The organism is Janibacter sp. FSL W8-0316 (assembly GCF_038004165.1).
GTDB lineage: Bacteria > Actinomycetota > Actinomycetes > Actinomycetales > Dermatophilaceae > Janibacter > Janibacter indicus.
Genome location: NZ_JBBOQX010000001.1, coordinates 2,401,452 through 2,427,356 on the forward strand (window position 1 = coordinate 2,401,452; position 25,905 = coordinate 2,427,356).

A 25,905-nucleotide genomic window follows, 5' to 3' on the forward strand; every position below is an offset into this window, starting at 1 on the left:
GAGCCGGGGGGCGAGGTGGCACCCTTGACCCGTGAAGCCTCCCCGCACCTATCGCAAGGACACCTCGGCAGCCCCACGCGGCTACTCCTCGTGGGAGGCGGCCGGGCTGCTCTGGCTCGCCGAGGCGCAGGAGCAGGGCGGGGCCCGCATCGCGCAGCTGCAGGACGTCGACCTCGACCACATCGACCTGCTGCAGTACGACGCCGGGCCGTCGACCAACATCCATGCCGACGGGCTCGGGGTGGCGCTCGCGGCGACGCACGCGGCGGGGGCACCGGCCTTCGGCGCGCCGCCGGCGCGGTGGACGAGCCACGGGTTCATCGGCCCGGCCGATTCCCCGCTGCCGATGCCGCTGGAGCCGACCGAGCGCTGGGGTGAGTTCTTCGGCGAGCAGCGCATCCGTCACCTGCTGCAGCTCGGGCGCTCCAAGGGCCTGTGGGAGGACGACGGCGCCCTCTTCGAGCGGGTTGCCGACCGTCTCGTGGCCGGTGAGTTCGACGACGGTCGGCCGCCGGCCCGTCTCCACGGCGATCTGTGGGCGGGCAACATCATCTGGACCCGCGAGGGCCCCGTCCTCATCGACCCGGCCGCGCACGGCGGCCACGCCGAGACCGACCTGGCGATGCTGCTCCTCTTCACCGCGCCGCACATCGCCCGGATCATCGCCGCCTACGACGAAGCCGCGCCGCTCGCCGACGGCTGGCAGGAGCGCGTCGGCCTGCACCAGCTCTTCCCCGTCATGGTCCACGCGATCGTCTTCGGCGGCGACTACGTGAGCCAGAGCGTCAAGATCGCCCGCTCCTACGCCTGATCCAGGGCGAAGGGGGGATGTCCCCCCTTCGTCTCGGGGGAGGACTGGGCAGACCGCAAGGCCGCGGATCCTTAGGTTGGTCAGGTGACCACCCAGACCATCTCCCCGCCCCTGAAGCGGATCAGCCTCCCGCGGCGGTGGCTCGCCGGCTGGGGCAGCGTGCTGCTCCTCGTGACGAGCACGCTGACCTCGATCGGCGCCATCGTCCTCCTCAGCCTCGTCCTGACCGCCCTCGTCCTGGTGACGGCGGGCGGCATCGGCCTCGTCCTGCTCGTGCCGCTCGTGTGGCTGTGCGGGGTCTTCGGTCACGTCGAGCGGCACCGGATCGTCGCCCTCACCGGGCGTCGCGTCGAGCCGCCGGCGCGGCGGGTGCAGCCGTGGTGGCGCCGGCTCTTCCTCGACGTCCACTCCTGGCGCAGCACCGCCTACCTCGCGCTGCACGGGCTGTGGGGCACCTTCATGGGGTGGCTGACGCTGCTCGTGCTCGCCCAGGCGCTGCTCATGCTCCTCGTGCCGCTGCTCGGCAACCGCCTGCCCGACAGCGGGATCTCGCTCTTCGGCTGGATCCCCGTTGACGGGGTCATCGCCATGGCCACCGCGTGGACCATCGCGCTCGTCACCCTCCTGCTCATGCCCCTGGTCGCCCACGGCCTGACCTCGGTCGACGTCATGCTCGCCCGCTGGCTCCTCGGCCGTGACGAGCGCAAGGTCGTCGAGCACCTCACCGCCCGCGTCGACACCCTCAGCGAGTCGCGTCGGTAGGCCGTCGACTCCGTCGAGGCCGAGCGGCGCCGCATCGAGCGCGACCTGCACGACGGGCCGCAGCAGCGGATGGTCTCGATCGCGATGACCCTCGGCATGGCCAAGGAGGCGATCCACCGTGACCCGCAGGGCGCCGCCGAGCTCGTCGACGAGGCCCACCGCTCGGCGAAGGAGGCCATCGTCGAGATGCGCCACGTCGCCCGCGGCATCGTCCCGCCGATCCTCGCCGACCGCGGCCTCGAGGCGGCGCTGCCGGCCCTGGCCGCCCGCTCGGCCGTGCCCGCCTCGGTCGAGGTCCACGACGTCGGCCGCCTCGACCCGACGACCGAGGCGATCGCCTACTTCGTCGTCAGCGAGGCCCTGACCAATGTCGCCAAGCACTCCGGTGCCGAGCACGCCCAGGTCGTCGTGGCCACCGACGACGAGCGCCTCACGGCCACCGTCACCGACGACGGTCGCGGCGGCGCCGACCCGACCCGCGGCACCGGGCTGACCGGGTTGCGCCAGCGGGTGACCGCCGTCGACGGCACCCTCGAGGTGACCTCCCCGAGCGGCGGGCCGACGACGCTCACCGCGACCCTCCCCCTTCGCACCGGACGGAGCCTGTCATGACCGACGAGACGGTCCAGCTCGAGACCACCCAGCCCGCGACCAGGGTCGTGCTCGCCGAGGACTCGGTCCTGCTGCGCGACGGGATCGTGCGCCTGCTGACGTCCGCCGGCTTCGACGTCGCGGCCGCCTGCCCCGACGCCGACAGCTTCATCGAGGCCGTCGACGAGCACCGGCCCGACCTCGTCGTCGTCGACGTGCGGATGCCCCCGACCTTCACCTCCGAGGGGATCGTCGCGGCGCTCGCGGTGCGCGACAAGCACCCCGAGACGGCCGTCATGGTCCTGTCGCAGTACGTCGAGGAGCAGTACGCCACCGAGCTCGTCGCGGCGAGGTCGAAGGGGGTCGGGTACCTCCTCAAGGACCGTGTCGCCGACACGAGCGACTTCATCGCCGCCCTGCGCGACGTCGCCGGCGGCGGCACCGTCCTCGACCCGGAGGTCGTCACCCAGCTGCTCACCCGAGCCCGGCACGCCGACCCGCTCGCCGCGCTCACGCCGCGGGAGCGCGACGTGCTCGACCTCATGGCCCAGGGGCGGACCAACTCCGCGATCGGCAAGCAGCTCTACGTCTCCGACGGGGCGGTCGAAAAGCACGTCACGTCGATCTTCACCAAGCTCGACCTGCCGCCGGCCGAGGGTGACCACCGTCGGGTGCTCGCCGTCCTCCGCTGGCTCGACCAGGAGGACTGACCATGACCACCACCCCGCTGCCGCCCCGTCCGGGCGAGCCGACCGACCCCGAGCTGCGCGAGCGCTACCTGACCGACGCCGCCCGGGAGCGCGAGGAGCGCCGCGTCGAGTCCGTCCGGCTCGCGGCGGAGCCGGCGCCCTCGCGCACGCCCGTCGGTGCGATCCGGGTCATCGCCCTCCTCGTCACCACCGTCCTCGTCGCCGGGGCCGGGCTGAGCCTGCTCGGCCCGATGCTCAAGCAGTCGGAGACGACCGAGCACCGGCTCACCGCAGCGGGTGAGCTCGACTTCCAAGGGTCCGTCGGCGACGTGCGCGTGCGCGCCGCCGAGCCGGGGGAGGCGCCCCGGGCCGTCGCCACGAGCACCTGGGGGCTGCGCGAACCGCGCAACTCCGTGCGCACCTCCGGCGGAGCGACTCGGGTGACGTCGCACTGCCCGAGCCCCGGTCTCGGGACTGTGTGCGAGGTCGACTGGCTCATCGTCGTGCCCGCCGACACCGAGCTCGACATCGAGCACGGCGTCGGGCAGGTCACCGTCGAGGGCGCCTCGGGTGACCTCGACGTGCAGGTCGGCGTCGGTGACGTGACCGTCACCGAGGCGACGGGGGAGCGCTTCGAGGCCGAGGTTGGGGTCGGCGCACTCGAGTACGAGGCCGTCGAGCCGCCGCGGGTCGTCGAGGCCCGGGTCGGGGTCGGCGATCTCGTGGTGCGGGTGCCCGACACGGTGCGCTACCGCGTCGACACCGGCAACGGCGCCGCAGAGGTGGCCAACTCCCTCGGCAGCGACCCGGGTGCGAGCCGCCGGATCATCCTCGAGCCCGGGCTCGGTGCGGTGCGCGTCGACCCGAGCTGAGCGGGTCTGCCCGAGCACGGCGGGGCCGGGGGGGTGTCCCTATGGGTCTCGTCAAGCGGCTGAGGCTGGGCGGGGTTGGTAGGGAGTGCCGTCGCGGAGCATGGCGTAGATGACGTCGCAGCGGCGTCGGGCTAGGCAGATCAGGGCGGCGTTGTGTTTCTTGCCTTGGGCTCGCTTGCGGTCGTAGTAGGCGCGTGAGGTCGGGTCTGACAGCGCAGCGAAGGCGGACAGGAACATCGCGCGTTTGAGGTTCTTGTTGCCACCTCGTGAGGGGTGTTCGCCGCGGATGGAGGATCCGGAGCGTCGGGTGACTGGGGCCAGTCCGGCGTAGGCGGCCAGGTGCCCGGGTGTGGGGAAGGTGGTCCCGTCGCCGACTTCGAGCAGGATCCGTGCTCCGGTCCTGACCCCGATGCCGGGCATCGAGGTCAGGACCGCGGCAAGAGGGTGTGCATCGAGCATCTCCTCGACCTGGGTCGCGGCCTGCTCGCGTTGAGCCAGTAGCGAGGTCAGCTGGTCGGCCAGTTGGGGCAGGACCAGCTCGGCGGCCCGGGTGCCGGGAACGGTCACGCTCTGCTCGTCCAGGGCGACCATGACGGCTTCGACGATGGCGTGGTGGCTGCGCGGTGCCCGGGGCCTGACGACGTTGGCGATGCGCTTCTTGCCGGCTGTACGTAGCCCGGTGGGGCCGCCGTAGCGGTGGAGCAGTTCCAGGATCGCCTTGTGGTGCAGCTTGCCGCCGATGGCCCGTTCCAAGGCCGGGTGGATCTGGGTGAGCAGCCCGTGGATGCGGTTGGTCACCCGGGTGACCTCGGCGGCCAGGTCGTCGTCGAAGCCGACGATGACGTCCAGGTCGGCCAGCGCTTCGTCGCCGGTGTCGACGCGGCGCAGTGCGTGCGGCAAGGTCCGTGCTGCTTCAGCGATGACATACGCATCGCGGGCGTCGGTCTTGGCGTTGCCCGGGTGCAGGTCGGCGATGCGGCGCATGGCCAACCCGGGCAGGTATGCCACGTCCACACCCACATCGCGTGCGACAGCCACGGGCAGCGCGCCGATCGAGGCGGGCTGGTCGACCACGACGAGCACCGGCCCGTGGCCGCTCAGCTGCTCGAACAGGGCCCGCAAGGCGTGCTCGTCCTGAGGCAATGGTCGGTCGTGCAACCGATGCCCATCGGGGTCGATTGCGGTGGCGTGGTGCTCGCCCTTGCCGACGTCCAACCCGAGGAACACCGCGTACCCGCGATCTGCTGATGGCTCTTGCATGACGGGCCTCCTTGCCCACGCAGACAGTTGGTCGCGCTGGCCGCGGTCAAGGCGTCAGCAGCCGGCAGCCACGTTACGAAGAGACCACCCAAGCGGGGGCCGTGTCCCTATCAGCGGTCAGACCGACGCCACCAGGCCCGGTGACAACACCCCCCGGATCATCCATGCGACAGGGGCAGTAAGTCATGCCGGACCCAGCGACCAACACCCCCATCATCGAGGGCACGAAGAAGGTAACGGGGCCACGCGGGTGTGGCGCCCCGGCCCGCTCAGCCTGGCGCGTCGGCGACGAGGACCATGACGAGCGTGCGGGGGCCGTGCACACCCTCGACCCGTTGCAGCTCGATGTCGCTCGTGGCGCTCGGGCCACTGATCCACGTGAGCGGTCGGGCGCCTTCGGCGCCGGGGCGCAAACGCGCGACGGCATCGGGCACGTCGGCGACGACCTGGTCGGCCCGCACGACGCACACGTGGGTGTCGGGCACCAGGGTGATCGCGCGCCGGCCCTGGGCCGGCCCGTGGTCGAGCACGATGGTCCCCGTCTCGGCGATCCCGAGCGCGGCGCCCGTGACGACGCCGTCGATCGTGTCGAGGGAGGCATGGGTCGGGGTCTCGGCCTCTCGGTGCACCTGCGCCACCGTGGCGATCGCGTCGACCCACTCGGCCTCGAGGCCGGTCGGGACGACGACGCTGTTGCAGCCGTGCCGGGTCAGGGCCGTCGTGATCGCCTCGGCTGCGCCCGCCGGGGTCGCGTGCACGACCTCGGCGCGGTAGTCGGCGACCGTCTCGGCGAACTGCGTCAGGCCGTGGGCGTCGACGGGCCCCCGGTCGCGCATCGGCTCGCGGGGCGTGAATGCCGCCGCAGTCGTCACGTCGGCGGTGGCCCCGCGGACGCGGGCGAGGATCTCCTCGCGTGCGCTCATCGCTCGTCCTTCCTCTCGCGGGCCCACCAGTGCCGGAAGGACTCGGTGGGCGGTGTCGGCAGGTCGCGGGCGTCGGTCCACGCGCCGAGCCCCGGGACCGATCGGACCGTGCGGTCGCCGATGAGGCGACCGGCGAGCCCGGCGGCTCGCTGCGCCCCGGCGAGGCGGCGCGGGTCGGACAGCACCCACGCGGCGGCGCGCATGGCGGCGGACTCGGCGGCGTGTCCCTCCTGCTCGGTCACCCGGCCCCGCAGCTCCACGAGCAGCTCTGGGATGTTGATCCGCACCGGGCAGGCGTCGAAGCACGCACCGCACAGGCTCGAGGCGTAGGGCAGCGACTGGTCGACCTCGCTGGTCGTGCCGCGCAGCTGTGGGTTGAGCACCGCGCCGATGGGGCCGGGGTAGACCGAGCCGTAGGCATGGCCACCGGTGCGCTCGTAGACCGGGCAGACGTTGAGGCAGGCCGAGCAGCGGATGCAGCGCAGCGCCTCTCGGCCGACGGTGTCCGCGAGCACGTGGCTGCGTCCGTTGTCGAGCAGGATGACGTGCACGTCCTGGGGGCCGTCGCCCTCGTGGGCTCCGGTCCACATCGTCGTGTAGGGGTTCATCCGCTCGGCGGTGCTCGATCGGGGCAGCAGCTGCATCATCGGGCCGAGGTCGTCCCAGGTGGGCAGCACCTTTTCGATCCCAACGACGGTGATGAGCGTCTCGGGGAGGGTCAGGCACATGCGGCCGTTGCCCTCGGACTCGACGACGACGAGGGTGCCCGTGTCGGCGATCGCGAAGTTCGCCCCCGAGATCCCCACGCGGGCGCGCAGGAACTTCTCGCGCAGGTGCAGTCGGGCGGCCTCGGCGAGAGCCGCCGGGTCGTCGGTGAGCTCCTCCGGCGCGGGGCGGCCGACCGCAGCCATCTCGCGGAGGAAGATCTCACGGATCTCGCTGCGGTTGCGGTGGATCGCCGGGACGAGGATGTGACTGGGGCGATCGTGGCCGAGCTGGACGATGAGCTCGGCGAGGTCGGTCTCCCACGCGTGGACCCCGGCCTCCTCGAGTGCTTCATTGAGCTCGATCTCCTGGGTCGCCATGGACTTGACCTTGACGACCTCGTCGGCCTCCTTGGCCCGCACCACCTCGAGGGCGATCCGGTTGGCCTCGGCGGCGTCACGGGCCCAGTGGACGGTCGCGCCCCTGGCCGTCAGCGATGCCTCGAGCTGCTCGAGGTAGTCGCCGAGGTGGGTGAGGGCCTCGTCCTTGGCCTCGGCACCGGCCACCCGCAGGGCCTCCCACTGCGGGACCTCGGCGACGGCTGCGGCGCGCTTGTCGCGGATCGTGTGCGTCGCGTGGCGCAGGTTCTTGCGCTGCTGGGTGTTGGCGAGCGCGCCGCGTGCGGCCTCCGGGAAGGCGGGCATGCCGACGAAGGTCGGCGAGGTCGCCTGCACGGGGCCACCGGGGGTGCGTGTGCTCATGACGGGTCCTCCTCGGTCGACGCCAGGATCTCGGCGAGGTGCATCTGGCGCACTCCGGAGCGCTGCCGCCCGAGCATCCCGCCGATGTGAGCCAGGCAGGAGTTGTCGCTCGCGACGAGCACCTCCGCCTCGGTGGCTCGCACGCTGCGGCACTTGTCGGCCCCCATGGCGACGGACACGTCGGAGTTCTTCATCGCGAAGGTGCCGCCGAAGCCGCAGCACTCCGTCGCCCCCGGCAGGTCGACGAGCTCGATCCCCCGCACCGCACGCAGCAGCTGCAGCGGCTTGTCGCCGACACGCAGCATGCGCAGGGAGTGGCAGGTCGGGTGGTAGGTGACGCGGTGCGGGAACCAGGCGCCGACGTCGGTCACGCCGAGCACGTCGACGAGGAACTCGGACAGCTCGTGGACCCGGGGCGCCACCTGCTGGACCTGGCCGAGGAGCCGGTCCTCACCGGCCTGCCGGGCGATCGTCGCGTGCTGCTCGCGGACCGACCCGACGCACGACCCCGAGGGGGCGACGACGGCGTCGTAGCCCTCGAAGACGTCGACGAAGCGGCGCACCATCGGGACGGCGTCGCGCCCGTAGCCGGTGTTGGTGAGGGCCTGGCCGCAGCACGCCTGCTGCATCGGGAAGTCGACCCGGCAGCCGAGCCGGTCGAGCAGCCGGACGGTCGCCTTGAGCGTCTCCGGCCACATCGTGTCGTTGAAGCACGTGGCGAAGAGGGCGACCTTGAGGTCGGTGCGGGCCGGCGCGGTCACGGGAGCATCCACGACAGGACCGTCGACTGCAGGCCGACGATGAGGCACATGACGACGATGAGTCCGATGCTCCAGGGGAGCACCTTGCGCAGGATGGCGGACTCCTGGCCGACGAGACCGACGGCCGTGGCCGCGATCGTGAGGTTCTGCGGGCTGATCATCTTGCCGACGACTCCTCCGGAGGTGTTGGCCGCGACGAGCAGGGTCGGGTCGATCCCCGCCCGCTCGGCGGCGCTCTGCTGCAGGGTGGCGAAGAGCGCGTTGGCGCTCGTGTCCGAGCCGGTGACCGCCGTGCCGAGCCACCCGAGCAAGGGGCTGAGGAAGGCGAAGGCGGTTCCGGTCCCGGCGATCCAGGCGCCGATGGTGATCGTCTGCCCGGAGAGGTTCATGACGTAGGCGAGGGCGAGGACCGAGGCGACGGTGACGAAGGCCCAGCGCATCTTCACCGCGGTCTCCTTCATCTCGGCGGCCAGGCCGGAGAAGCCGATCCCGTAGGCCAGGGCCACGACGACGGCGCAGGCGAGGAGCATGGTGCCGGGGGAGGAGAGCCAGGAGAAGGAGTAGGTCGCCGAGGCGTTGACGCTGCCGTCGTGGGTGAGCACCTCACCGGCCAGACCGGGCCAGGGGATCTTGACGTTGGTCCCCGTGAGCCAGGTGTCGACGGCCGGCACGAGCTTGGCGATCGAGAAGACGGCGACGACGAGGACGTAGGGGAACATCGCCCAGGCGATGCGGCGCGGCGTGAGGGCGCGGGCCTGGGAGTCGAGCTCCTCGGGCGTGATCTGGTAGGCGTCGGCCGACCCGCCGCCGGTCGTAGGGCCGTCGGCCCCGGCGAGCGCGAACTGCTGCTCCCGCTCGACCTGGAGCGACTCGGTGGCCTCGTCACCGCCGGTCGGCTGCCAGGTCCGCAGGAAGGCGACGGCGACGGCGAGCGAGACGAGGGAGGCGATGATGTCGGTCATCTCGACCGAGATCCACGTCGCCGAGACCCACTGGGTGATGGCGAAGGCGAGGCCGATGACGACGGCGGCCGGCCAGGTCTGGCGGACCCCCCTTCGCCCGTCGACCATGAAGACGAGGAGCAGCGGGACGAAGATGGCGATGATCGGTGCCTGGTGGCCGACGTAGGCACCGATCTCCTCGTAGGGGATGCCGGTGAGGTTGCCGGCGGTGAGGATCGGGATGGCGATGGCCCCGAAGGCGACGGGGGCGGTGTTGGCCAGCAGCACGACCGTGGCGGCGCGAAGGGGGGCGAAGCCCACCGCCATGAGCATGACGCCGGTGATGGCGACGGGGGCGCCGAAGCCGGCGAGGGCCTCGAGGAGCGCGCCGAAGCAGAAGGCGATGATGATCGCCTGGATCCGCGGGTCGTCGGAGATGAGCCGGAAGGTCGCGCGCAGGTCCTCGAAGTGACCCGAGCGCACCGTGACCTCGTAGAGGACGATCGCGGTGAAGACGATCCACATGATGGGGAAGAGGCCGAAGACGGCGCCCTCGGTCGCCGCGAGCGCGGCGAGGTGGGCTGGCATCCCGAAGAAGAGGACCGCCACGAGGATCGCGACCGCCACGGCGGTCAGGCCGGCCCAGTGCGCCTTCCACTTCAGCAGGCCGAGGGTGACGAAGATCGTCACCAGCGGCACGAGGGCCACGAGGGCTGAGACGGTGAGGCTGTCGAGCACCGGAGCGATCTCCGGTGTGAAGTCCATCGGTACGGCGGTGGGGGTCATCGGGGCTCCGGGTGCACGTCGTCGGGCGGGAGGATCGACGTAATGGTCGGACCATTGCGTCGAGGATCGACCGTAGACCCGGTGAGGCCATTCCGTCAATGGTCGGACCAAAAGAACCGGCAATGGTCCGACCACTTCTCCCGGCCGCTGCGAGGCCGTGCCATCCTGTGCTCGTGAGCGAAGATCCCAGCCCCGCGAGGCCCGGCGGGGGCCTCAAGGCTTACGAGGTCGTGCTCGCGTGGGTCGACGAACGCATCCTCGACGGGCGGCTGCGGGTCGGCGACACCCTGCCGGCGGAGCGCGAGCTGGCCCGGATGCTCGAGGTGGGTCGTGCTGCGGTGCGCGAGGCGGTGCGCACGCTCGAGGCCCAGGGGGTCGTGCGTTCGTCGGTCGGGGCCGGTGGCGCCGGCGGGACGATGATCACCGCGGTGCCCAGCGGCGCCCTCGCCCGTCTGCTGCGCCTGCACGTGGCGCTCGCCAACTTCCCGCTGCCCGACGTGCTCGAGGTGCGGGTGGCTCTCGAGACGGTGAGCGTGCGCCTCGCCGCGGCGCACGCGACACCGGAGCAGCTGGCCGAGATGACCCGGCTGCTCGACCTCATGGAGACCCCGGGGATCGACCGGGAGCGGTTCAACGACCACGACACCGCCTTCCACGTCGCGCTCGCCGAGGCCGCGGGCAACCAGCTGGCTCGCGACGTCACCGCAGCCATCCGTGAGTCGATGCGGCTGCCGATCCTCGACGCCTTCCGCACCGTCGGCGACTGGGACGAGGTCGCCGACAAGCTGCGGGCGGACCACCGGCGGATCCACGCGGCGATCGCGGCCGGCGACGGTGATCTCGCGGCAGCGGCCACGGAGGAGCACATCCGCTCGGCATGGCGGCTGATCACCGCCGACTGACGGTTACTTGAGGAACTTGCTCGTCCGCCGGTCGGCGAGGGGCTTGCCGCCGGTCTGGCAGGTGGCGCAGTACTGCAGCGACCGGTCGGCGAAGCTCACCTCACGCACGACGTCACCGCACACGGGGCAGGCCTCGCCAGTGCGTCCGTGGACCCGCATACCGGCCCGCTTGGCGTCCTTGAGCTCCTTCGCCGGCTTGCCCGAGGCGGCCGCGACGGCGTCGGTCAGGGTCGAGCGCAGGGCCTGGTAGAGCGTGTCCACCTGCTCGTCGGTCAGGGTCGACGCCTTGGCGAAGGGAGACAGCTTTGCCACGTGCAGGACCTCGTCGGAGTAGGCATTGCCCACCCCCGCGATGACCGACTGGTCGCGCAGCACGCCCTTGATCTGGGCGGAGCGGCCGGCGAGCAGCTCGCCGAAGGCCTCGCGGGTGAAGTCGTCGGCGAGCGGGTCGGGTCCCAAGCTCGCGATGCCCGGCACGGCCTGCACGTCGCGCACGAGGTAGGCGGCGAGGCTCTTCTTCGTGCCGGCCTCGGTGACGTCGAAGCCCGAGCCGTCGACGAGCCGCACCCGCAGCGCGATGGGTGACTTGCCGGGCCGCAGCACGGTGCGCGGCAGCTCCTCGGACCAGCGGATCCAGCCGGCGCGGGCGAGGTGCAGCACGAGGTGGATGCCGTCGCAATCGATGTCGATCCACTTGCCGTGGCGGGTCACCCCGTCGACGGGCGCGCCGGCGAGGGCCTGCGGTGGCGGGTCGAAGGTCTTGAGCACGGAGAAGGACGCGAGCTCCAGCGACTCGACCGCCAGCCCGGCCATCCGCTCGCCGAGGAAGTCGACGAGTCCCTGGACCTCGGGCAGCTCAGGCACGGGCCCGGTCCGTCCCGAGTGCCTCGCGCATCTGCTCGAGCATCGTCCAGCCGTCGTTGGCCCGGCAGATCGGCAGCTCGACGCCGACGTGCTGCTCGAAGTCGTCGGTCGAGATCGGGGTGAAGTGGCTGAGCAGCTGCTCCGTCGCCGACAGCACGCGGATCCCGATGGCGCGCACCCGCTCGGGCAGCTGCTCGGCGAACTCGCCGTAGAGGCTCGGGTCGTGCTGCCCGTCGTCGCCGATGAGCACCCAGCGCACCTCGGGCAGCTCCCGCGCGAGCCGGTGCAGCGCGGCGCGCTTGTGGTCCTGCCCGGAGCGGAACCACCCGGTGTTGGTCGGCCCCCAGTCGGTCATGAGCATCGGCCCGAGCGGGTAGCCGGCGCGGCGCAGGAAGCGGGTGAGGGCGGGCACGAGGTTCCACGCGCCGGTCGAGACGTAGACGATCGGCGCGCCCGGGTGCTCGGCGAGCAGCTCGCGGTACATCGTCGCCATGCCGGGCACGGCGCGGCGGGTGCCCTCGTGGCGGAAGAAGGTGTTCCACGCGGCGATCATCGGTCGCGGCATCGTCGTCGTGATGATCGTGTCGTCGATGTCGGAGACGATGCCGAAGGTCTGGTCCGGCGCGACGATGAAGACCGCGGCGGTCGTGTCGGCAGCGCGTGGCGAGGAGATCTGCAGGTCGTGCCAGCCCGGCTCGAGCCCGTGACCGGTGATCGTCAGGTCGAGCAGACCGGAGCGGTCCACGCGGGTGCGGAACTCGCGCTCGCCGATCGTCACGGTGACCGGCTCACCCGGCGCCGCGGTGGTGAAGAAGACGCGCCACCCCCTTCGCTCGTTGTCGGCGGTGCGCAGCTCAAGCCACGTGGCGCGGGCGTCGGCGGCGGCGGGGGCATAGGGGCGCCGGGTCATGAGGACCCGGCCGAGGACGCGGATGCGGTCGGTGCTGCCGTAGCCGGTGTGGGCGAGCACGCGGGTGCCCCAACCCCGGCGGCGCATGGCGCCGGCCACCTGGCGGTTCCAGGCGTCCTCGAAGATCGCGGCTGCGTGCGGTCGCGGCATGGGCCCGAGCCTAGTGGTCGGTCGGCGGCGATCGTCGCCGCACCGGGGCCTCTCTGGCAGAGTGACGCCCGGCGAAGGGAGTGCACGCGGTGGCTGTGCAGGAGGCGGGGGACGAGGTGGTGGACCTCGTGACGATGGGGTGCACGTGGACCCTCGACCTGTCGGCGCTGCCCGCGGCTGCCGCCGCCGAGATGCGCGCCCGCTGGAGGCGCTGCGTCGACCTCGCGATCGACCCCGGCACGATCCGCCTCGACGAGGAGCCGACGACCCTGCGCGTCGGCCTCGGCGACCTGCCCGCGACCGCGGCGGCCGGGTCGGGCGTCGTGGGGTCGGTCGTCTCCGCGAGCGACCCGGAGCGCCTGCCCTATGTCCTCTCCCGTGAGATCACCCGGCTCGGCCTGACCCGGCTGCGCGGTCGCGCGAGCCTGCTGCACGCCGCGGCGCTCGCCGACGCCGACGGGCGTGCGGTCGTCCTCGTCGCCCCCTCCGGAGGGGGCAAGTCGACGGCCACGCGGGTCCTCGGGGAACGGCTGGGCTATGTCACCGACGAGTCGGTCGTGCTGCTCGCCGACGGGCGGATCGCGCCGCACCCCAAGCCCCCTTCGCTCGTCATCGACCCGGCCGACCGGTGGCACAAGGCCGAGCCGGCGCCCGACGAGGTGGGGCTGGGGCCGACGCCCGCCGCCCCGCGCATCGCCGCCCTGCTCACCCTCGCCCGAGACCCCGACGAGGCGCACCCGCGGATCGAGCCGGTCGGCCTGCTCGACCAGCTGCTCGCCGTGCTCCCGGAGACCTCGTCGACGTGGTGGCTTGCCGACGGCCTCGACCGGCTCGCCCGCGCCGTGACGGCCGGCGGCGCCCCCGCCCGCCTCGTCTACGCCGAGGTCGCCACCTGCCACGAGCTCGTCGCGGAGCACCTCGCGCAGGCCGCGCCCGCCGCGCCCACCTGGGAGCACCTGCCCCCGGCCGCGCACGAGCGCCTGCCCCGCGACGACGAGGGCTCCGCACCCGAGCCCACCCCCCGGACTCCGCATTCCCCCGGGGGAATGCGCACGGATCAGGCCCCGCCCCGGGTGGTCCGGGCGTCGTGGTCGGACGCGATCGCCTGCGACGGCGAGGTCTTGGTGCTCGCCGGGTCGCGCCCTCTTCGCCTGGCCGGTCCGGGTGCGGTGCTGTGGCGGGCTGCGCGCGAACCGGTCACCGTCGCCGACCTCACCACGACCGTCGTCGCGGAACTCGGGGAGCACCCCGAGGCAGACCGGATCGTGGGCGCGGCGGTCGCCGACCTGATCGACCACGGGGCACTGCGGCGGGTCGCCTCACCCGCCCCGTGACGTCCGGGTCACGCAAAAAAATCCCCGGCCTCGCACGAGGATGAAGCTCCTGCGAGGCCGGGGAAGGTCCTGCTGAGTGGTCAGTCGATCTTCAGCTCGCCCATCTCGTCCCAGCCGCTGCCCTCGACGGTGCGGCTGATGACGCGCGGGGTCTCGGTGATCGCCGGGCGCATCGACTCCATGGCCGCCGCGAAGTGGTCGCTGCCGACGTGGGCCTCGGCGGCGTCGTCCTGGAAGGCCTCGACGAGCACCCACTCGTCCTTGTTCTCCAGGCTCCTCGACCACTCGAAGAAGATGTTGCCCGGCTCGGCGCGCGTGGCCCGGGTGAACTCGTCCACGATCTCCGGCCACCGCTCGGTGTACTCGGGCTTGGTACGGAACTTCACGACGATGAGGATCATGACTCCACTCTAGTCCTCGGGCGCGTCAGCCCCGGACGAAGGGAGCAACCCGGTCCTTGGGCCGGCCGATGATCGCCCGGTCGCCCTTGACGACCACCGGGCGCTGCATGAGGCGCGGGTGCTCGACGAGGACGGCGACGACCTGGTCGACCGTCGCGACGTCGGCGTCGGTCAGGCCCTGGTCCTTGAAGAAGGAGTCGCGGCGCACGAGATCGGTCGGCTCGTCCTCGAGCTTGCCGATGAGCTCGCGCAGCGCGGCCTCGTCAAGGGGCTGTTTGAGGTACTGGTGCACCTCGGCCGCGACCCCGGCGCCCTCGATCGTCTCGACGGCGGCGCGGGAGGTCGAGCACTTCGGGTTGTGCAGCACGGTGACATCGCTCATGGGGCCAACCTAGACGGCCGGGGCCACGGCCCGCTCGGGCATCCGGCCCAGCGCGATGCCGAAGGCGAAGCCGAAGATGTTCATGACGATCGAGTAGACGGCGGCGGGGATGGCGATCTCGGTGCTGCCCATGACGCTGAGCGCGAGGGTCATGGCCAGGGTCGTGTTCTGGATGCCCACCTCGTAGGCGGCCGCCACGCCCTGGGCGCGGTCGAGGCGCAGACCGCGGGCGACGGCGTAGCCGACGCTCAGGGCCAGCGCGCACAGGATGGTGACGAGCAGTCCGGCCGAGCGGGTGTACTCGACGATGTTGTCTCGCTCGGCGACGATCGCCCCGATGGCGACGACGACGAGGAAGACGATGGCGAAGGCCTTGATCGGACGCTCCGCGCGCTCGGCGATCTGCGGGCGGACCGAGCGCAGCCACATGCCGATGGCGACGGGCAGCAGCACGAGCACGACGACCCCGCCGAACTTCCCGAGCTGCACGCCGACCCCCTCGCTCTCCGCATTGAAGTGGCTCACCGCCCAGCCGGTGATGAGGGGCAGGGTGACGATCGTCAGCACCGAGTTGACCGCCGTGAGCGTGACGTTGAGCGCGACGTCACCGCGGAAGAGGTAGCTGAACATCCCCGCCGTCGTCCCACCGGGCGAGGCGGCGAGGAGCATGACGCCGACCGCGAGGAGCGGCGCGAGGTCGAAGAGCCGGATCAGCCCGTAGGCGAGCAGCGGCAGGAAGAGCATCTGCAGCCCCAGGGCGACGATCACCGCGCGCGGGGCCTCGCGCACCCGGGTGAAGTCGGCCCTGGTGAGCGACAGGCCGAGTCCGAGCATGACGATGCCGATGGCGATGGGGAGCCCGATGGTCAGGGCCGGAGACTGGTCCATGACGAGAGGTTACCCGTCAGTAGTCGTAGTCCACCACCACGGCCGCGTGATCACTCACCCGCTCCGGACCGCTGGCCGGACGGTCGGTGCCGGCGGTGACCGCGCGCTTCGCCAGGCCGGGGGTGGCGAGGTGGTAGTCGATCCGCCAGCCGGTGTCGCGGTCGAAGGCGCCGCCCATCCACGACCACCAGGACATCGGGCCGGTCGTGTCGGGGTGCATGCGCCGCACGACGTCGACGAGGGTGCGCGGCGAGACGATCGAGTCGAACCACTCGCGCTCCTCGGGCAGGAAGCCCTCGGACTTCTGGTTGGACCGCCAGTTGGTGACGTCGAGCTGCGTGTGCGCGACGTTGAGGTCGCCGAGCAGGAGGAACTCGCGCCCCGCCGCCCGTGCCGACTTGCGGGAGCGGTCGAGCTGGCGGGCGAAGGAGGCGAGGAAGCCCATCTTGCGCTCGTACTTCGCCCCACCGTCGGGCGCCTCGCGCCCGCCGGGCTTCTGCAGGTGGGCCGGCAGCCCTCCCTTCGGCAGGTACAACGAGGCCACGGTGAGCGGCTGGTCTGCGAGGTCCACCTCGACGTACCTCCCCTCGGCGGCGAAGGGGGACAACCCGCGCGCCATCGTGCCCGGCGGCGACGGCTCGGTGTGCAGGTGCTCCTCGCCGGGTGCCCGCATGAGGACCTCGCCGTCCCAGGTCCGCACCGCCGCGGGGCGGGTTCGGGTGAGCACGGCGACGCCGTTGCGGCCGGCGATCTGGCCCGGCTCGTAGGTCAGGTGGTGGTCACCGAAGACGCCGGAGGGAAGCTGCGCGGGCGGGCAGCGGACCTCCTGGAGCGCGACGACATCGGGCTCGCGCTCGGCGAGCCATGCCTCGAAGCCTCGGCGCTGCGCCGCCCGGATGCCGTTGACGTTGAAGGTGGCGACGCGCAGGGTCACTGCGGGATCGCGGCCAGGTCGTCGGGGGTCGGCTGCGCGATGGTGGCGCCGTGGTCGGTGTGCTTGGTCAGCCACTTCTTGACGTAGGGGCAGACCGGCACGACAGTCAGGCCCTCCGCGCGGGTGGCCCGCACGGCCTCCTCGACGACGATGCCGGCCAGGCCCTGCCCGCTGAACTCCTCGCCGACCTCGGTGTGGAAGAAAACCCGGCGGCCGTCGTGGTCGACGAACTGGGCGAAGCCGGCGACGACGCCGTCGGCGCTCACCTCGAATCGGTCGGGTCCGGTCTCTCTGCTCACGGAAGCGCTCATGACACCAGCGTCGCACGGGACGGGGACAACGCTGAGACAGCTCGCCTGCACCCGGCCCCGCCGGTTAGCGTGAGGCGACCCACCCCCTTCGAAGGAGATCGGCTGTGACCACCCAGGCCCTGCACCCCAACTTCCAGGGGCACTTCGACGAGGTGATCGCGCGCAACCCCGGGGAGCGCGAGTTCCACCAGGCCGTCTACGAGGTCATGCAGTCGTTGTCGCCGATCGCCGGCCGCGTCGACGAGTACGCGCAGTGGTCGATCCTCAAGCGGATGTGCGAGCCGGAGCGGCAGATCATCTTCCGCGTGCCGTGGACCACGGACTCCGGGGACGTCGAGATCAACCGCGGCTTCCGCGTGGAGTTCAACTCCGCGCTCGGTCCCTACAAGGGCGGCCTGCGCTTCCACCCGAGCGTCAACCTGTCGATCATCAAGTTCCTCGGCTTCGAGCAGGTCTTCAAGAACTCGCTGACCGGCATGCCGATCGGTGGCGGCAAGGGCGGCTCCGACTTCGACCCCAAGGGTCGGTCGGACGCCGAGATCATGCGCTTCTGCCAGTCCTTCATGACCGAGCTCTACCGGCACATCGGCGAGTACACCGACGTCCCGGCCGGTGACATCGGCGTCGGCGGCCGCGAGCTGGGCTACCTCTTCGGCCAGTACAAGCGGATCACCAACAGCTGGGAGGCCGGCGTCCTCACCGGCAAGGGCCTGTCGTGGGGCGGCTCGCAGGTGCGCACCGAGGCGACCGGCTACGGCACGGTCTACTTCGCCCAGGAGATGCTCAAGGCCCGAGACGAGTCCTTCGACGGCAAGCGGGTCGTCGTCTCCGGCTCCGGCAATGTCGCGATCTACGCCGTCGAAAAGGTCCACCAGCTCGGCGGCACCGTCGTCGCCGTCTCGGACTCCGGCGGCTACGTCGTCGACGAGTCCGGCATCGACCTCGCCCTCCTGCAGGAGGTCAAGGAGGTCCAGCGCGGGCGCCTGACCGACTACGCCGAGGCGAAGGGGGGTTCCGCCCGCCACGTCGCCGACGGCTCCATCTGGGACGTGCCGTGCGACGTCGCCCTGCCGTGCGCCACGCAGAACGAGCTCTCGCAGGAGCACGCCCGCGCCTTGGTGAAGAACGGTGTCCGGCTCGTCGCCGAGGGCGCCAACATGCCGTGCGTGCCGGAGGCGATCGAGGTCTTCCGCGAGGCCGGCACCCTCTACGCGCCCGGCAAGGCCTCCAACGCCGGTGGCGTCGCCACTTCTGCGCTGGAGATGCAGCAGAACGCGAGCCGCGACTCGTGGGGCTTCGAGGAGACCGAGCTGCGCCTCGAGGAGATCATGCGCGACATCCACGCCAACTGCCTCGAGACGGCCGAGGAGTTCGACGTCCCGGGTGACTACGTCGCCGGCGCCAACCTCGCCGGCTACATCAAGGTCGCCGACGCGATGGTGGCCCAGGGCGTCATCTGATCCCAACGTTGGTCGAGGTGTGAGGTGCTCTGCGACGAGCCTCGAGACCGCTCCCACCTCGTTGGTCGAGGTGTGAGGAGCTCTGCGACGAGCCTCGAGACCGCTCCCACCTCGTTGGTCGAGGTGTGAGGAGGTCTGCGACGAGCCTCGAGACCGCTCCCTGAGGAGGTCGCTCAGCGACCGTCTCGAAGGGTCGTCGTCGCGTGGTCACGTTGTTGTTCTCGGTCCTCACGAGCACCCGCAGCAGTCGCAGCACTTGTGGTCCTCGAGATGCACCAGCTCGAAGGGGGTCCCGAGGCAGAGCCGGACCATCGCGGCGCTGTGCGGCCTCATGCAGATCTCGAAATCGCCGGCCTCATGGAGCCGCAGCAGTTCCGTCGCGGTGAGCATGGCGCTCGCCTCGAGCGGGCTGAGCTCGGGTGAGTAGAGACGGGCGCGCAGCTTCGTCAGCTCGGCGGTGTGGTCGGGGCGCTGGGTGTGTCGGGTCATGCCACCACCCTGAGCTGCGGCGAAGGGGGCGTCAGCTCCCGTCGTCGGGTCGCAGCTCAACCGCAGCTGACCTGTTCCCTGTCGGCGCGGCCTGCCAAGCTGCCCGGCATGGCGAACAACACCGAAGTTCTGAAGCCGTGGATCGTCGAGGCTTTGCAGTCCGAGGGCCGGGAGATGTCCATCCTCGAGGTCGCGAAATTCGTGTGGGAGCACCACGAGCAGCAGCTGCGCGATGCGGGGGACCTCTTCTTCAGCTGGCAGTACGACCTGCGCTGGGCGGCACAGGCCCTCCGTAACGAGGGTGAGCTCAAGGCCAAGGACGGCAAGAGGTCCGGCGGCTGGGAGCTCGTCTGAGTCCGAGATCACCGCCGCCGGGTCTCGAGGCTCAGGCCCGGGGGCCTTCGCTCCTCGACCAGCGTGGAGGGCCGCACCCTTCGCCCATAGCCGACACCCGCGGTCAGGCGCCACCCCCTTCGCCGCTACACTCGACGCAGCAGCCGTTCAGTTCTGCAGCGAGCTGCTTCTCCTTTTGCAACGATGCCATCGCGCCGCGAGCGTCCCCTGCAAAGCAGCAGGCATGACCCGTGCCGGGCAGAACCGAAGCATCATGACTCCGTCTGGAGCACCTCTTTTCGTGACGACCACGACCTTCGCCGACCTCGGCGTGCCCTCCGCCCTGACCTCCGTCCTGGAGCAGCAGGGCATCACCACCCCGACCCCGATCCAGGCGGCGACGTTGCCGGACTCCCTCGCCGGCCGTGACGTGCTCGGCCGCGGGCGCACGGGCTCGGGCAAGACCTACGCCTTCCTCCTCCCGCTCGTCGCCCGCCTCGTCGAGTCGGGCACGCGCCGCCAGGCCAAGCGCCCCCGCGCGCTGATCCTCGCTCCGACCCGCGAGCTCGCCACCCAGATCGAGGACTCCCTCACCCCGCTCGCGCAGGCCGTCGGCCTGCGCAGCCGCACCGTCTTCGGCGGCGTCGGCCAGAACCCCCAGGTCAAGGCCATCGCCGCCGGCGTCGACGTCGTCGTCGCCTGCCCGGGCCGCCTCGAGGACCTCATGGGCCAGGGGCACGTCGACCTGTCGGCCATCGAGGTGACGATCCTCGACGAGGCCGACCACATGGCCGACCTCGGCTTCCTGCCCGGTGTCAAGCGGATCCTCGACAAGACCCCGCGTGGCAGCCAGCGGATGCTCTTCTCCGCGACCCTCGACGGCGCGATCAATCAGATCGTCAAGCGCTACCTCGAGCAGCCCGTGACCCACGAGGCCGACTCGGCCCAGTCGCCGGTCGCCAAGATGACCCACCACGTCCTGCACATCAGCAGCAGGGACCACCTGCCGGTCCTCACCGACCTCGTCGCGGCCCCTGGCCGCAAGGTCGTCTTCACCCGCACCAAGCACCGCGCCAAGAAGATGGCCCGCCAGCTCAACGCCGCCGGCGTCCCCGCGGTCGAGCTGCACGGCAACCTCAGCCAGAACGCGCGCACCCGGACCATGGAGGCCTTCCACTCCGGCACCGCGCAGACCCTCGTCGCCACGGACATCGCCGCCCGCGGCATCCACGTCGACGACGTCTCGCTCGTCATCCACGCCGACCCGCCGGTCGAGCACAAGGCCTACCTCCACCGCTCCGGTCGCACCGCGCGCGCCGGCGCCGAGGGCACGGTTGTCACGCTCATGACCGACGAGCAGGTCCGCGACGTCCGCGACCTGACTCGCAAGGCCGGCATCAAGCCGACGACAACCCGCGTGGGCGTCGGCCACGAGCTGCTCACCGAGCTCGCCCCGGGCGAGCGCACCTACCCCGGTCCCTTCGTCGTCGAGGCTCCTGCCCAGCAGGGCAACGGCCGGGCGAAGGGAGGTAACCGCGGCGGTGGCCGAGGTGGCCAGGGTCAGGGCGGCCGCAGCTCCCAGGGCCGCAGCGGCTCGGGCGGTCAGGGCTCCGGGCGCGGTGAGCGCGGCGGCGCCGGTCGCAACCGCAACGGTGGCGGCCAGGGCGGCGGCTCCGGCCGCGGTCGTAACGGCGGCGGCCAAGGCGGTCAGTCCCGAGGCGGCAGCCAGGGCAGCGGCGGTGGTCAGCGTCGCGGCGGCCAGGGCGGCAACCGCCAGGGCGCCTCGCGCGGCGGCAGCGTCGTCGCCTTCTCCTCGAGCAGCACCGGTCGCAGCGGTCGCCGCTGATCCACCCCCACTGAATGAAATACGACCCGCGCGTCTGGACGCGCGGGTCGTATTTCATCCGCTGAGGTGCCGACAGAGGGGGCAGCTCGTCGCCGGGCTGCTCGCCGACCACCCGGCCTAGCCGAAGACCGCGACCGTCTGCCGGCTGATCGCGACGAGGCGCCCGTCCGGGTGCCACACGCGGGCGTCGGTGTGCCCGTAGCCACCACCGGCGACATCGGTGCGCACCGAGTAGGGCCAGTGCGCGTCGGGCTCGGCGGTGACGTCGTCGACGATCTCGAGCGTCCACGTCATGCTGCTGCCCGGCTTGAGCTCGGAGAGCATCTGCACCACCGCCGGCGGCCAGCAGTCGACGAGCGTGACGAAGTGCCGGATGTCGAAGGTCGGCGGCGCCTGCCGGAAGCGCATCCACCCGTCCATGTGCGACGTCGACGCCCCGGAGTAGGGGAAGCCGCCGTCGGCCAGCCGCATCTCGAGGTGCTGGAAGAAGTCGGGCGTCATCCCGGCGATGTAGGGGAAGGGCTCGATCGTCTCCGGGGCCGCCATCTGCGGCGCCTCGGCGGTCGCAGCCACGCTGATCGCCGACTCGCGCGGCGCACCGAAGGCCCCGAGCGCGACCGCCACCGGCGCGCCCTCCTGCCGCAGGGTCCCGAGCACCTGGGTGGCGCTCTTGCCCGAGCGCAGCACCTCGACCTCAGCCTGCGCGGCACCGGGCACCACCGGCGCGACGAAGTTGACCGTCAGGCTCCGCAGCGACGCCGCCTCGGGCACGTGCGGCAGCATCGCCGAGACGAGCAGCCCGCCGACGAGACCGCCGAAGGTGGCCCGGCCCTGCCCCCACCCCGCTTCGACGTGGACGTCACCGGTCGCGGCCTGGTCGAGCATCTCCTGCAGATCCATGAGCGTCACGATATGCCGGGGGGAGGCCTCCCCATCGCCCGGCCGCCGGCCACTCCGTAGGGTCGTCGCAGACACCACGGACGAAGGGGAGGCATGGCACCGGTCAGCGAAGGCGCCGACACCACGCGACTCGGCCAGATCGCCGGTCAGCTGCGGCAGTCCGCGGACGAGACCCGCACCGTCGGGCTCACCGGCAGCCAGCTCCTGACCGTCCTCGCGGAGTCGTGGATGGGGCCGGACATGGAGCAGTTCCAGGCTCAGTGGTCGTCGATGCGGCCGCAGGTCGACGCGGCCGCGGACCTGCTGAGCCGGCTCGAGCAAGAGCTGCAGCGCCAGGCCGACGACCAGGACGAAGGGAGTGCCGGCACCGGACCTGCCGGCGGCGGCGGGCCGGCGCGCGCGTCGGGGACCAGCAACCCCGAGCCGGAGGACGACGCGGCCCCGTACATGCGGACCGGCCTCATCGACCGCATGCTCGGCGGCCTCGCGAGCGTGGGGCTGTGGGGTGACGAGCCGGTGGCCTCCGTGCCCGAGGAGCACCGACCTGTCGACCCCGGCGTCGACGGGGTCATCCTCCCCGAGGGCGCCGACCCCCACTCGGCGGTGGTCAAGGAGCTCATGGCCTCACCGCGAGGGCGCGAGACCCTCAACTGGATGGCGGAAAACGGCGTGAAGATGGGCGACCCGAAGGGGCCGGGCGCCGAGTACAGCCCCGCCGAAAACACCATGTACGTCAGCGATTCCGGGGACGCGGGCTCGGTCATCCACGAGGCGAGCCACGCCCAGTGGGACGTCGAGGGGCAGTCGGTCGACCCGACGACGGTCTCCCAGGAGGAGTACGTCCAGACCTCGATCGACAACGAGACCGAGGCCACGACGGAGGGCATCTACTACGACAAGGAGATGCGGATGCGCGGCTACCCGGTCGAGCAGAGCGCCGCCGAGGTCAACTACGACGGGGCCTACAACGAGGCGATCGAGGCCGGCAAGACGCCGGAGGAGGCGGACGCCGCGGGGCGCGAGCGGGTGCGTGAGATGTTTGTCGAGGGCGAGGACGGGTTCGTCGAGGTCGAGACCTCCACCACCAGCGAGGGCTACGAGGAGTACTACGCCGACCAGTGGGCCGCGGCCAACGGCTAGGCCACGGGGATGCGCAGCCCGCCGGGTCAGCCGCGCAGGATCGCGGCGTATCCCTCGCGATAGGTCGGGTAGCGCAGCTCGACCCCCGCGGCCCGCAGGCGGGCATTGCGCATCCGCCGTCCCGTCGGCGTCTGCACGCCGGTCGGCGCCGGTCGCGCGATGCCCAGCTCGTCGGCGACGAAGCCCCGCACGTCGCCCGCAGACGCCGGCTCGTCATCGGTGCCCACGTAGAGCTCGGCCGGCATCTCGGGCATCGTCAGCAGGTGGGTGATCGCGGTGGCGGCGTCCTCGCGGTGGATTCGGTTGGTCCAGCGCCCGGGGTCGTGGTTTTCCCCGTCGTGCACCCGCTGGACGAGTCGCCCGCCCGGCCGGCCGTAGAGCCCGCTGAGCCGCAGCACCGTGCCGTGGGGCAGTGCCTCGTGGAAGAGCGCCTCCGACTCCAGCAGGATCCGCGGCCGATCCGACTGCGGCGCAACGTCGGTGGTCTCGTCGAGGTCGCCCTCCAGCCCTTCGTAGACGCTCGTCGACGACACGAGCACCGCCCGCCGGGGAGTGCCCGCACGCAGCACCGCCTCGAGCCCGTGCCGCACCGCGTCGACATAGGTCGTGCGGTAGCCGCCGGGGTCGCGCCGGTCCGGGGTCATCGTGATGACGAGCAGGTCGGCGGGCAGGTCGGGCACGGGGCCGGCCGCCAGGTCCGCGGACACCCCCCGGATGTGCGGCGGCAGGGCCGTGACCGCGCGACGCACTCCGGTGACGTCCACCCCCTTCGCGTGGAGGGCGGTGCCGACCCGGGTGCCGAGGTCACCGCACCCCAGCAGCACGGCGCGAAGGGGGGAGCTGTCCAGTCGGTCCGTGGTCACCGCCCGATCCTCCCACCCCTAGGGTGAGCCCATGACGCGACTCGAGCCGCTCGACCTGTGGGAGCAGGCATCCCAGGACCTCCTCGCCGTCCTGCGGGACCTCGGCGACGACGACTGGGAGCGCCCGGCGCTGCCCGGCTGGACCGTTCAGGACGTCCTCGCCCACCTGGCGCACCTCGAGTCCGAGGCGGCCGGCCTGCCGCAGCCCGACGGGGGTGCGATCGACGTCGAGTCCAAGGCCAACCAGCCGATGCCGACGGACCTCACGGACATCGGGGTCGAGGCGCGCCGGGGGCGTTCTGCCGCAGAGCTGCTCGACGAGTTCGAGACGGCGTGCGCTCGCCGCCGTGAGGTCTTCGCGGGGCTCGACCTCACCGATCCGTCGCAGCCGGCGCCCGGCATCGTCGGTGCGCTCGGGTGGGACCTGGCGACCCTGCTGCGCAACCGTCCCATCGACCTCTGGGTCCATGAGCAGGACATCCGCTCCGCCACCGGTCGTCCCCTGACGACCACCGGTGTCGGGGCCGCGCACGTTGCCGGCCTCATGACGAAGATCTTCCCGATGACCCTGCGCCGGCTGCCGGCCGGCACGGCTGTCGTCGCCGACATCTCCGGCCCGCAGGGCCGGGTGCTCGCAGCCCGGGTGGGCGACGACGGGAGGGCTGCCCCCTTCGACCCGAGCGAAGGGAGTGACGTCACCCTCGAGATGGACGACGTCACGTGGCTGCGGCTCACCGGCGGTCGGGTCGACCCGGTCGACGCCGACGTCACGGTCACCGGCGACGAGGGGACGGCGGCCGTCGTGCTCGGGCGGCTCAACGTCACCCCTTGATCCGCCACGGTCCCTGGGGAGCGAGGTCGCCCGCGGCCGAGCGTCTCGAAGGGTCGTGACCTCCCCCGGATCGCGAGGCGTAGCGTGAGCCTCATGGAGTACCGATACCTCGGCAACAGCGGTCTGAAGATCAGCGAGATCGCCTACGGCAACTGGCTCACCCACGGCTCGCAGGTCGAGGCCGACGCCGCGACCGCCTGCGTGCGAGCGGCGCTCGACCACGGCATCTCGACCTTCGACACCGCCGACGTCTACGCCAACACCGCGGCGGAGAGCGTCCTCGGCGAGGCCCTCAAGGGGCAGCGGCGCGAGTCGCTCGAGATCCTCACCAAGGTCTACTGGCCGACCGGGCCCGGTGGGCACAACGACTCCGGCCTGTCCGCCAAGCACATCCGTGAGTCGATCGACGGGTCGCTGCGGCGGCTGCAGACGGACTACGTCGACCTCTACCAGGCGCACCGCTTCGACACCGAGACGCCGCTCGAGGAGACGATGCAGGCCTTCGCCGACGTCGTGCGGCAGGGCAAGGCGCTCTACATCGGCGTCAGCGAGTGGACCGCCGAGCAGATCCGCGAGGGGCACCAGCTCGCCTCCGACCTCGGCATCCGGCTCATCTCGAGCCAACCGCAGTACTCGATGATCTGGCGGGTCATCGAGAACGAGGTCGTCCCGACCTGCGAGGAGCTCGGCCTCTCGCAGATCGTGTGGAGCCCGATCGCCCAGGGCGTCCTCACCGGCAAGTACCAGCCCGGTCAGCCCCTGCCCGAAGGGAGCCGCGCCGCCCACGAGGAGGTCGGCGGGTCGATCGCCGGCCGGGTCCAGGACGACGCGCTGCTCACCGCGGTGCAGGGCCTGCGGCCGATCGCCGACGAGGTCGGCCTGTCGATGGCCCAGCTCGCCGTCGCCTGGGTGCTGCAGAACCCCAACGTCGCCGCCGCGATCATCGGCGCCTCGCGACCGGAGCAGGTGGAGGAGAACGTCAAGGCCTCGGGCGTCACGCTCGAGCCGCAGGTCATGGCGAAGATCGACACGGTCCTCGGCGAGCACGTCCAGCGCGACGCCGGCCTGACCGAGGCCAACGCGCCCAAGCGTCGCCCGAGCTGA

At 71.9% G+C, this 25,905-nt stretch carries 28 protein-coding genes; 13 read left to right on the plus strand and 15 right to left on the minus strand.

Features of this window, described 5'->3' with window-relative positions:
- Positions 1 to 31 precede the first annotated feature (31 nt).
- The 5 genes from NYE39_RS11790 (at position 32) to NYE39_RS11810 (ending at position 3,725) form a co-directional block, all read left to right on the plus strand.
- Complete coding sequence (locus NYE39_RS11790) at positions 32 to 811, plus strand: fructosamine kinase family protein (RefSeq protein WP_341012794.1); 780 nt, start codon at positions 32 to 34, stop codon at positions 809 to 811.
- An 84-nt stretch (positions 812 to 895) separates the two neighbouring features.
- Complete coding sequence (locus tag NYE39_RS11795; RefSeq protein ID WP_341012795.1) at positions 896 to 1,573, plus strand: sensor domain-containing protein; 678 nt, start codon at positions 896 to 898, stop codon at positions 1,571 to 1,573.
- Positions 1,574 to 1,606: 33 nt separating this feature from the next.
- Entirely contained in the window at positions 1,607 to 2,185 is a 579-nt protein-coding gene (locus NYE39_RS11800) for a sensor histidine kinase (RefSeq protein ID WP_341013414.1), read from the plus strand.
- Complete coding sequence (locus tag NYE39_RS11805) at positions 2,182 to 2,874, plus strand: response regulator (RefSeq protein ID WP_084450788.1); 693 nt, start codon at positions 2,182 to 2,184, stop codon at positions 2,872 to 2,874. Before NYE39_RS11800 ends, NYE39_RS11805 begins: the two co-directional genes overlap by 4 nt.
- A 2-nt stretch (positions 2,875 to 2,876) precedes the next feature.
- The gene (locus NYE39_RS11810) at positions 2,877 to 3,725 is read left to right on the plus strand and encodes a hypothetical protein (RefSeq protein ID WP_341012796.1); all 849 of its coding nucleotides are present in this window, start codon (positions 2,877 to 2,879) and stop codon (positions 3,723 to 3,725) included.
- Positions 3,726 to 3,776: 51 nt separating this feature from the next.
- On the opposite strand, the gene NYE39_RS11815 is transcribed toward NYE39_RS11810, so the two are convergent.
- The 5 genes from NYE39_RS11815 to NYE39_RS11835 form a co-directional block, all read right to left on the minus strand.
- Entirely contained in the window at positions 3,777 to 4,985 is a 1,209-nt protein-coding gene (locus NYE39_RS11815) for an IS110 family transposase (RefSeq protein WP_341012797.1), read from the minus strand.
- Positions 4,986 to 5,254: 269 nt separating this feature from the next.
- The gene (locus NYE39_RS11820; protein ID WP_341012798.1) at positions 5,255 to 5,908 is read right to left on the minus strand and encodes a LutC/YkgG family protein; all 654 of its coding nucleotides are present in this window, start codon (positions 5,906 to 5,908) and stop codon (positions 5,255 to 5,257) included.
- Entirely contained in the window at positions 5,905 to 7,374 is a 1,470-nt protein-coding gene (locus tag NYE39_RS11825; RefSeq protein ID WP_341012799.1) for a LutB/LldF family L-lactate oxidation iron-sulfur protein, read from the minus strand. Before NYE39_RS11825 ends, NYE39_RS11820 begins: the two co-directional genes overlap by 4 nt.
- Positions 7,371 to 8,147 carry a (Fe-S)-binding protein gene (locus tag NYE39_RS11830; protein WP_407656465.1) on the minus strand — a complete coding sequence of 259 codons (777 nt, stop codon included), beginning with the start codon at positions 8,145 to 8,147 and terminating at the stop codon, positions 7,371 to 7,373. The genes NYE39_RS11825 and NYE39_RS11830 overlap by 4 nt, the downstream gene beginning before the upstream one ends.
- On the minus strand, positions 8,132 to 9,862 hold the full coding sequence (locus NYE39_RS11835) for an L-lactate permease (RefSeq protein ID WP_341012800.1): 1,731 nt from the start codon (positions 9,860 to 9,862) through the stop codon (positions 8,132 to 8,134). The genes NYE39_RS11830 and NYE39_RS11835 overlap by 16 nt, the downstream gene beginning before the upstream one ends.
- Positions 9,863 to 10,035: 173 nt before the next feature.
- Here NYE39_RS11835 and NYE39_RS11840 point away from each other — a divergent pair, with 173 nt between their 5' ends.
- On the plus strand, positions 10,036 to 10,764 hold the full coding sequence (locus tag NYE39_RS11840; protein ID WP_341012801.1) for a FadR/GntR family transcriptional regulator: 729 nt from the start codon (positions 10,036 to 10,038) through the stop codon (positions 10,762 to 10,764).
- 3 nt (positions 10,765 to 10,767) lie between these two features.
- Here NYE39_RS11840 and NYE39_RS11845 read toward each other — a convergent pair whose 3' ends face one another.
- Both NYE39_RS11845 and NYE39_RS11850 read right to left on the minus strand, forming a co-directional pair.
- On the minus strand, positions 10,768 to 11,628 hold the full coding sequence (locus NYE39_RS11845) for an Fpg/Nei family DNA glycosylase (RefSeq protein ID WP_341012802.1): 861 nt from the start codon (positions 11,626 to 11,628) through the stop codon (positions 10,768 to 10,770).
- Positions 11,621 to 12,688, minus strand: coding sequence for an App1 family protein (locus tag NYE39_RS11850; protein WP_072623424.1), 1,068 nt, complete (start codon positions 12,686 to 12,688; stop codon positions 11,621 to 11,623). Before NYE39_RS11850 ends, NYE39_RS11845 begins: the two co-directional genes overlap by 8 nt.
- An 89-nt stretch (positions 12,689 to 12,777) precedes the next feature.
- Here NYE39_RS11850 and NYE39_RS11855 point away from each other — a divergent pair, with 89 nt between their 5' ends.
- Entirely contained in the window at positions 12,778 to 14,022 is a 1,245-nt protein-coding gene (locus tag NYE39_RS11855) for a hypothetical protein (RefSeq protein ID WP_125932752.1), read from the plus strand.
- An 80-nt stretch (positions 14,023 to 14,102) separates the two neighbouring features.
- Here the strand turns inward: NYE39_RS11855 and NYE39_RS11860 are convergent, their stop codons facing one another.
- The 5 genes from NYE39_RS11860 to NYE39_RS11880 are packed head-to-tail and all read right to left on the minus strand — an operon-like array spanning position 14,103 to position 16,938.
- Entirely contained in the window at positions 14,103 to 14,423 is a 321-nt protein-coding gene (locus NYE39_RS11860; protein WP_072623426.1) for a putative quinol monooxygenase, read from the minus strand.
- A 25-nt stretch (positions 14,424 to 14,448) separates the two neighbouring features.
- A complete protein-coding gene (locus NYE39_RS11865) occupies positions 14,449 to 14,805 on the minus strand; it encodes an ArsC/Spx/MgsR family protein (RefSeq protein ID WP_072623427.1) in 357 nt (118 codons plus the stop codon).
- Between the two features lie 9 nt (positions 14,806 to 14,814).
- Positions 14,815 to 15,693 (minus strand): bile acid:sodium symporter family protein, encoded by an 879-nt coding sequence (locus tag NYE39_RS11870; protein ID WP_341012803.1) that lies wholly within the window; start codon positions 15,691 to 15,693, stop codon positions 14,815 to 14,817.
- Positions 15,694 to 15,709: 16 nt separating this feature from the next.
- Positions 15,710 to 16,621, minus strand: coding sequence for an exodeoxyribonuclease III (locus NYE39_RS11875; protein WP_341013417.1), 912 nt, complete (start codon positions 16,619 to 16,621; stop codon positions 15,710 to 15,712).
- A gap of 2 nt (positions 16,622 to 16,623) precedes the next feature.
- Positions 16,624 to 16,938: a GNAT family N-acetyltransferase gene (locus NYE39_RS11880; RefSeq protein ID WP_341012804.1), complete on the minus strand. Its 315-nt coding sequence runs from the start codon at positions 16,936 to 16,938 to the stop codon at positions 16,624 to 16,626.
- 104 nt (positions 16,939 to 17,042) lie between these two features.
- Between NYE39_RS11880 and gdhA the strand changes: the two genes are divergently transcribed.
- Complete coding sequence (gdhA, locus tag NYE39_RS11885) at positions 17,043 to 18,398, plus strand: NADP-specific glutamate dehydrogenase (RefSeq protein ID WP_341012805.1); 1,356 nt, start codon at positions 17,043 to 17,045, stop codon at positions 18,396 to 18,398.
- A gap of 228 nt (positions 18,399 to 18,626) precedes the next feature.
- Here the strand turns inward: gdhA and NYE39_RS11890 are convergent, their stop codons facing one another.
- Complete coding sequence (locus tag NYE39_RS11890; RefSeq protein WP_341012806.1) at positions 18,627 to 18,887, minus strand: hypothetical protein; 261 nt, start codon at positions 18,885 to 18,887, stop codon at positions 18,627 to 18,629.
- A gap of 108 nt (positions 18,888 to 18,995) precedes the next feature.
- Here NYE39_RS11890 and NYE39_RS11895 point away from each other — a divergent pair, with 108 nt between their 5' ends.
- Both NYE39_RS11895 and NYE39_RS11900 read left to right on the plus strand, forming a co-directional pair.
- Positions 18,996 to 19,241, plus strand: coding sequence for a hypothetical protein (locus NYE39_RS11895; RefSeq protein WP_341012807.1), 246 nt, complete (start codon positions 18,996 to 18,998; stop codon positions 19,239 to 19,241).
- Positions 19,242 to 19,521: 280 nt separating this feature from the next.
- Positions 19,522 to 21,066, plus strand: coding sequence for a DEAD/DEAH box helicase (locus tag NYE39_RS11900; RefSeq protein ID WP_341012808.1), 1,545 nt, complete (start codon positions 19,522 to 19,524; stop codon positions 21,064 to 21,066).
- Positions 21,067 to 21,183: 117 nt separating this feature from the next.
- Here the strand turns inward: NYE39_RS11900 and NYE39_RS11905 are convergent, their stop codons facing one another.
- Positions 21,184 to 21,966, minus strand: coding sequence for an acyl-CoA thioesterase (locus NYE39_RS11905; RefSeq protein WP_341012809.1), 783 nt, complete (start codon positions 21,964 to 21,966; stop codon positions 21,184 to 21,186).
- 93 nt (positions 21,967 to 22,059) lie between these two features.
- On the opposite strand from NYE39_RS11905, the gene NYE39_RS11910 reads away from it, so the two are divergent.
- On the plus strand, positions 22,060 to 23,106 hold the full coding sequence (locus tag NYE39_RS11910; protein ID WP_341012810.1) for a WXG100 family type VII secretion target: 1,047 nt from the start codon (positions 22,060 to 22,062) through the stop codon (positions 23,104 to 23,106).
- A 26-nt stretch (positions 23,107 to 23,132) separates the two neighbouring features.
- Here NYE39_RS11910 and NYE39_RS11915 read toward each other — a convergent pair whose 3' ends face one another.
- Entirely contained in the window at positions 23,133 to 23,969 is an 837-nt protein-coding gene (locus NYE39_RS11915; RefSeq protein ID WP_341012811.1) for an SDR family NAD(P)-dependent oxidoreductase, read from the minus strand.
- Positions 23,970 to 24,000: 31 nt separating this feature from the next.
- On the opposite strand from NYE39_RS11915, the gene NYE39_RS11920 reads away from it, so the two are divergent.
- Together NYE39_RS11920 and NYE39_RS11925 are read left to right on the plus strand one after the other, a co-directional pair.
- Positions 24,001 to 24,801 carry a maleylpyruvate isomerase family mycothiol-dependent enzyme gene (locus NYE39_RS11920; RefSeq protein WP_341012812.1) on the plus strand — a complete coding sequence of 267 codons (801 nt, stop codon included), beginning with the start codon at positions 24,001 to 24,003 and terminating at the stop codon, positions 24,799 to 24,801.
- A 93-nt stretch (positions 24,802 to 24,894) separates the two neighbouring features.
- A complete protein-coding gene (locus tag NYE39_RS11925; protein WP_341012813.1) occupies positions 24,895 to 25,905 on the plus strand; it encodes an aldo/keto reductase family protein in 1,011 nt (336 codons plus the stop codon).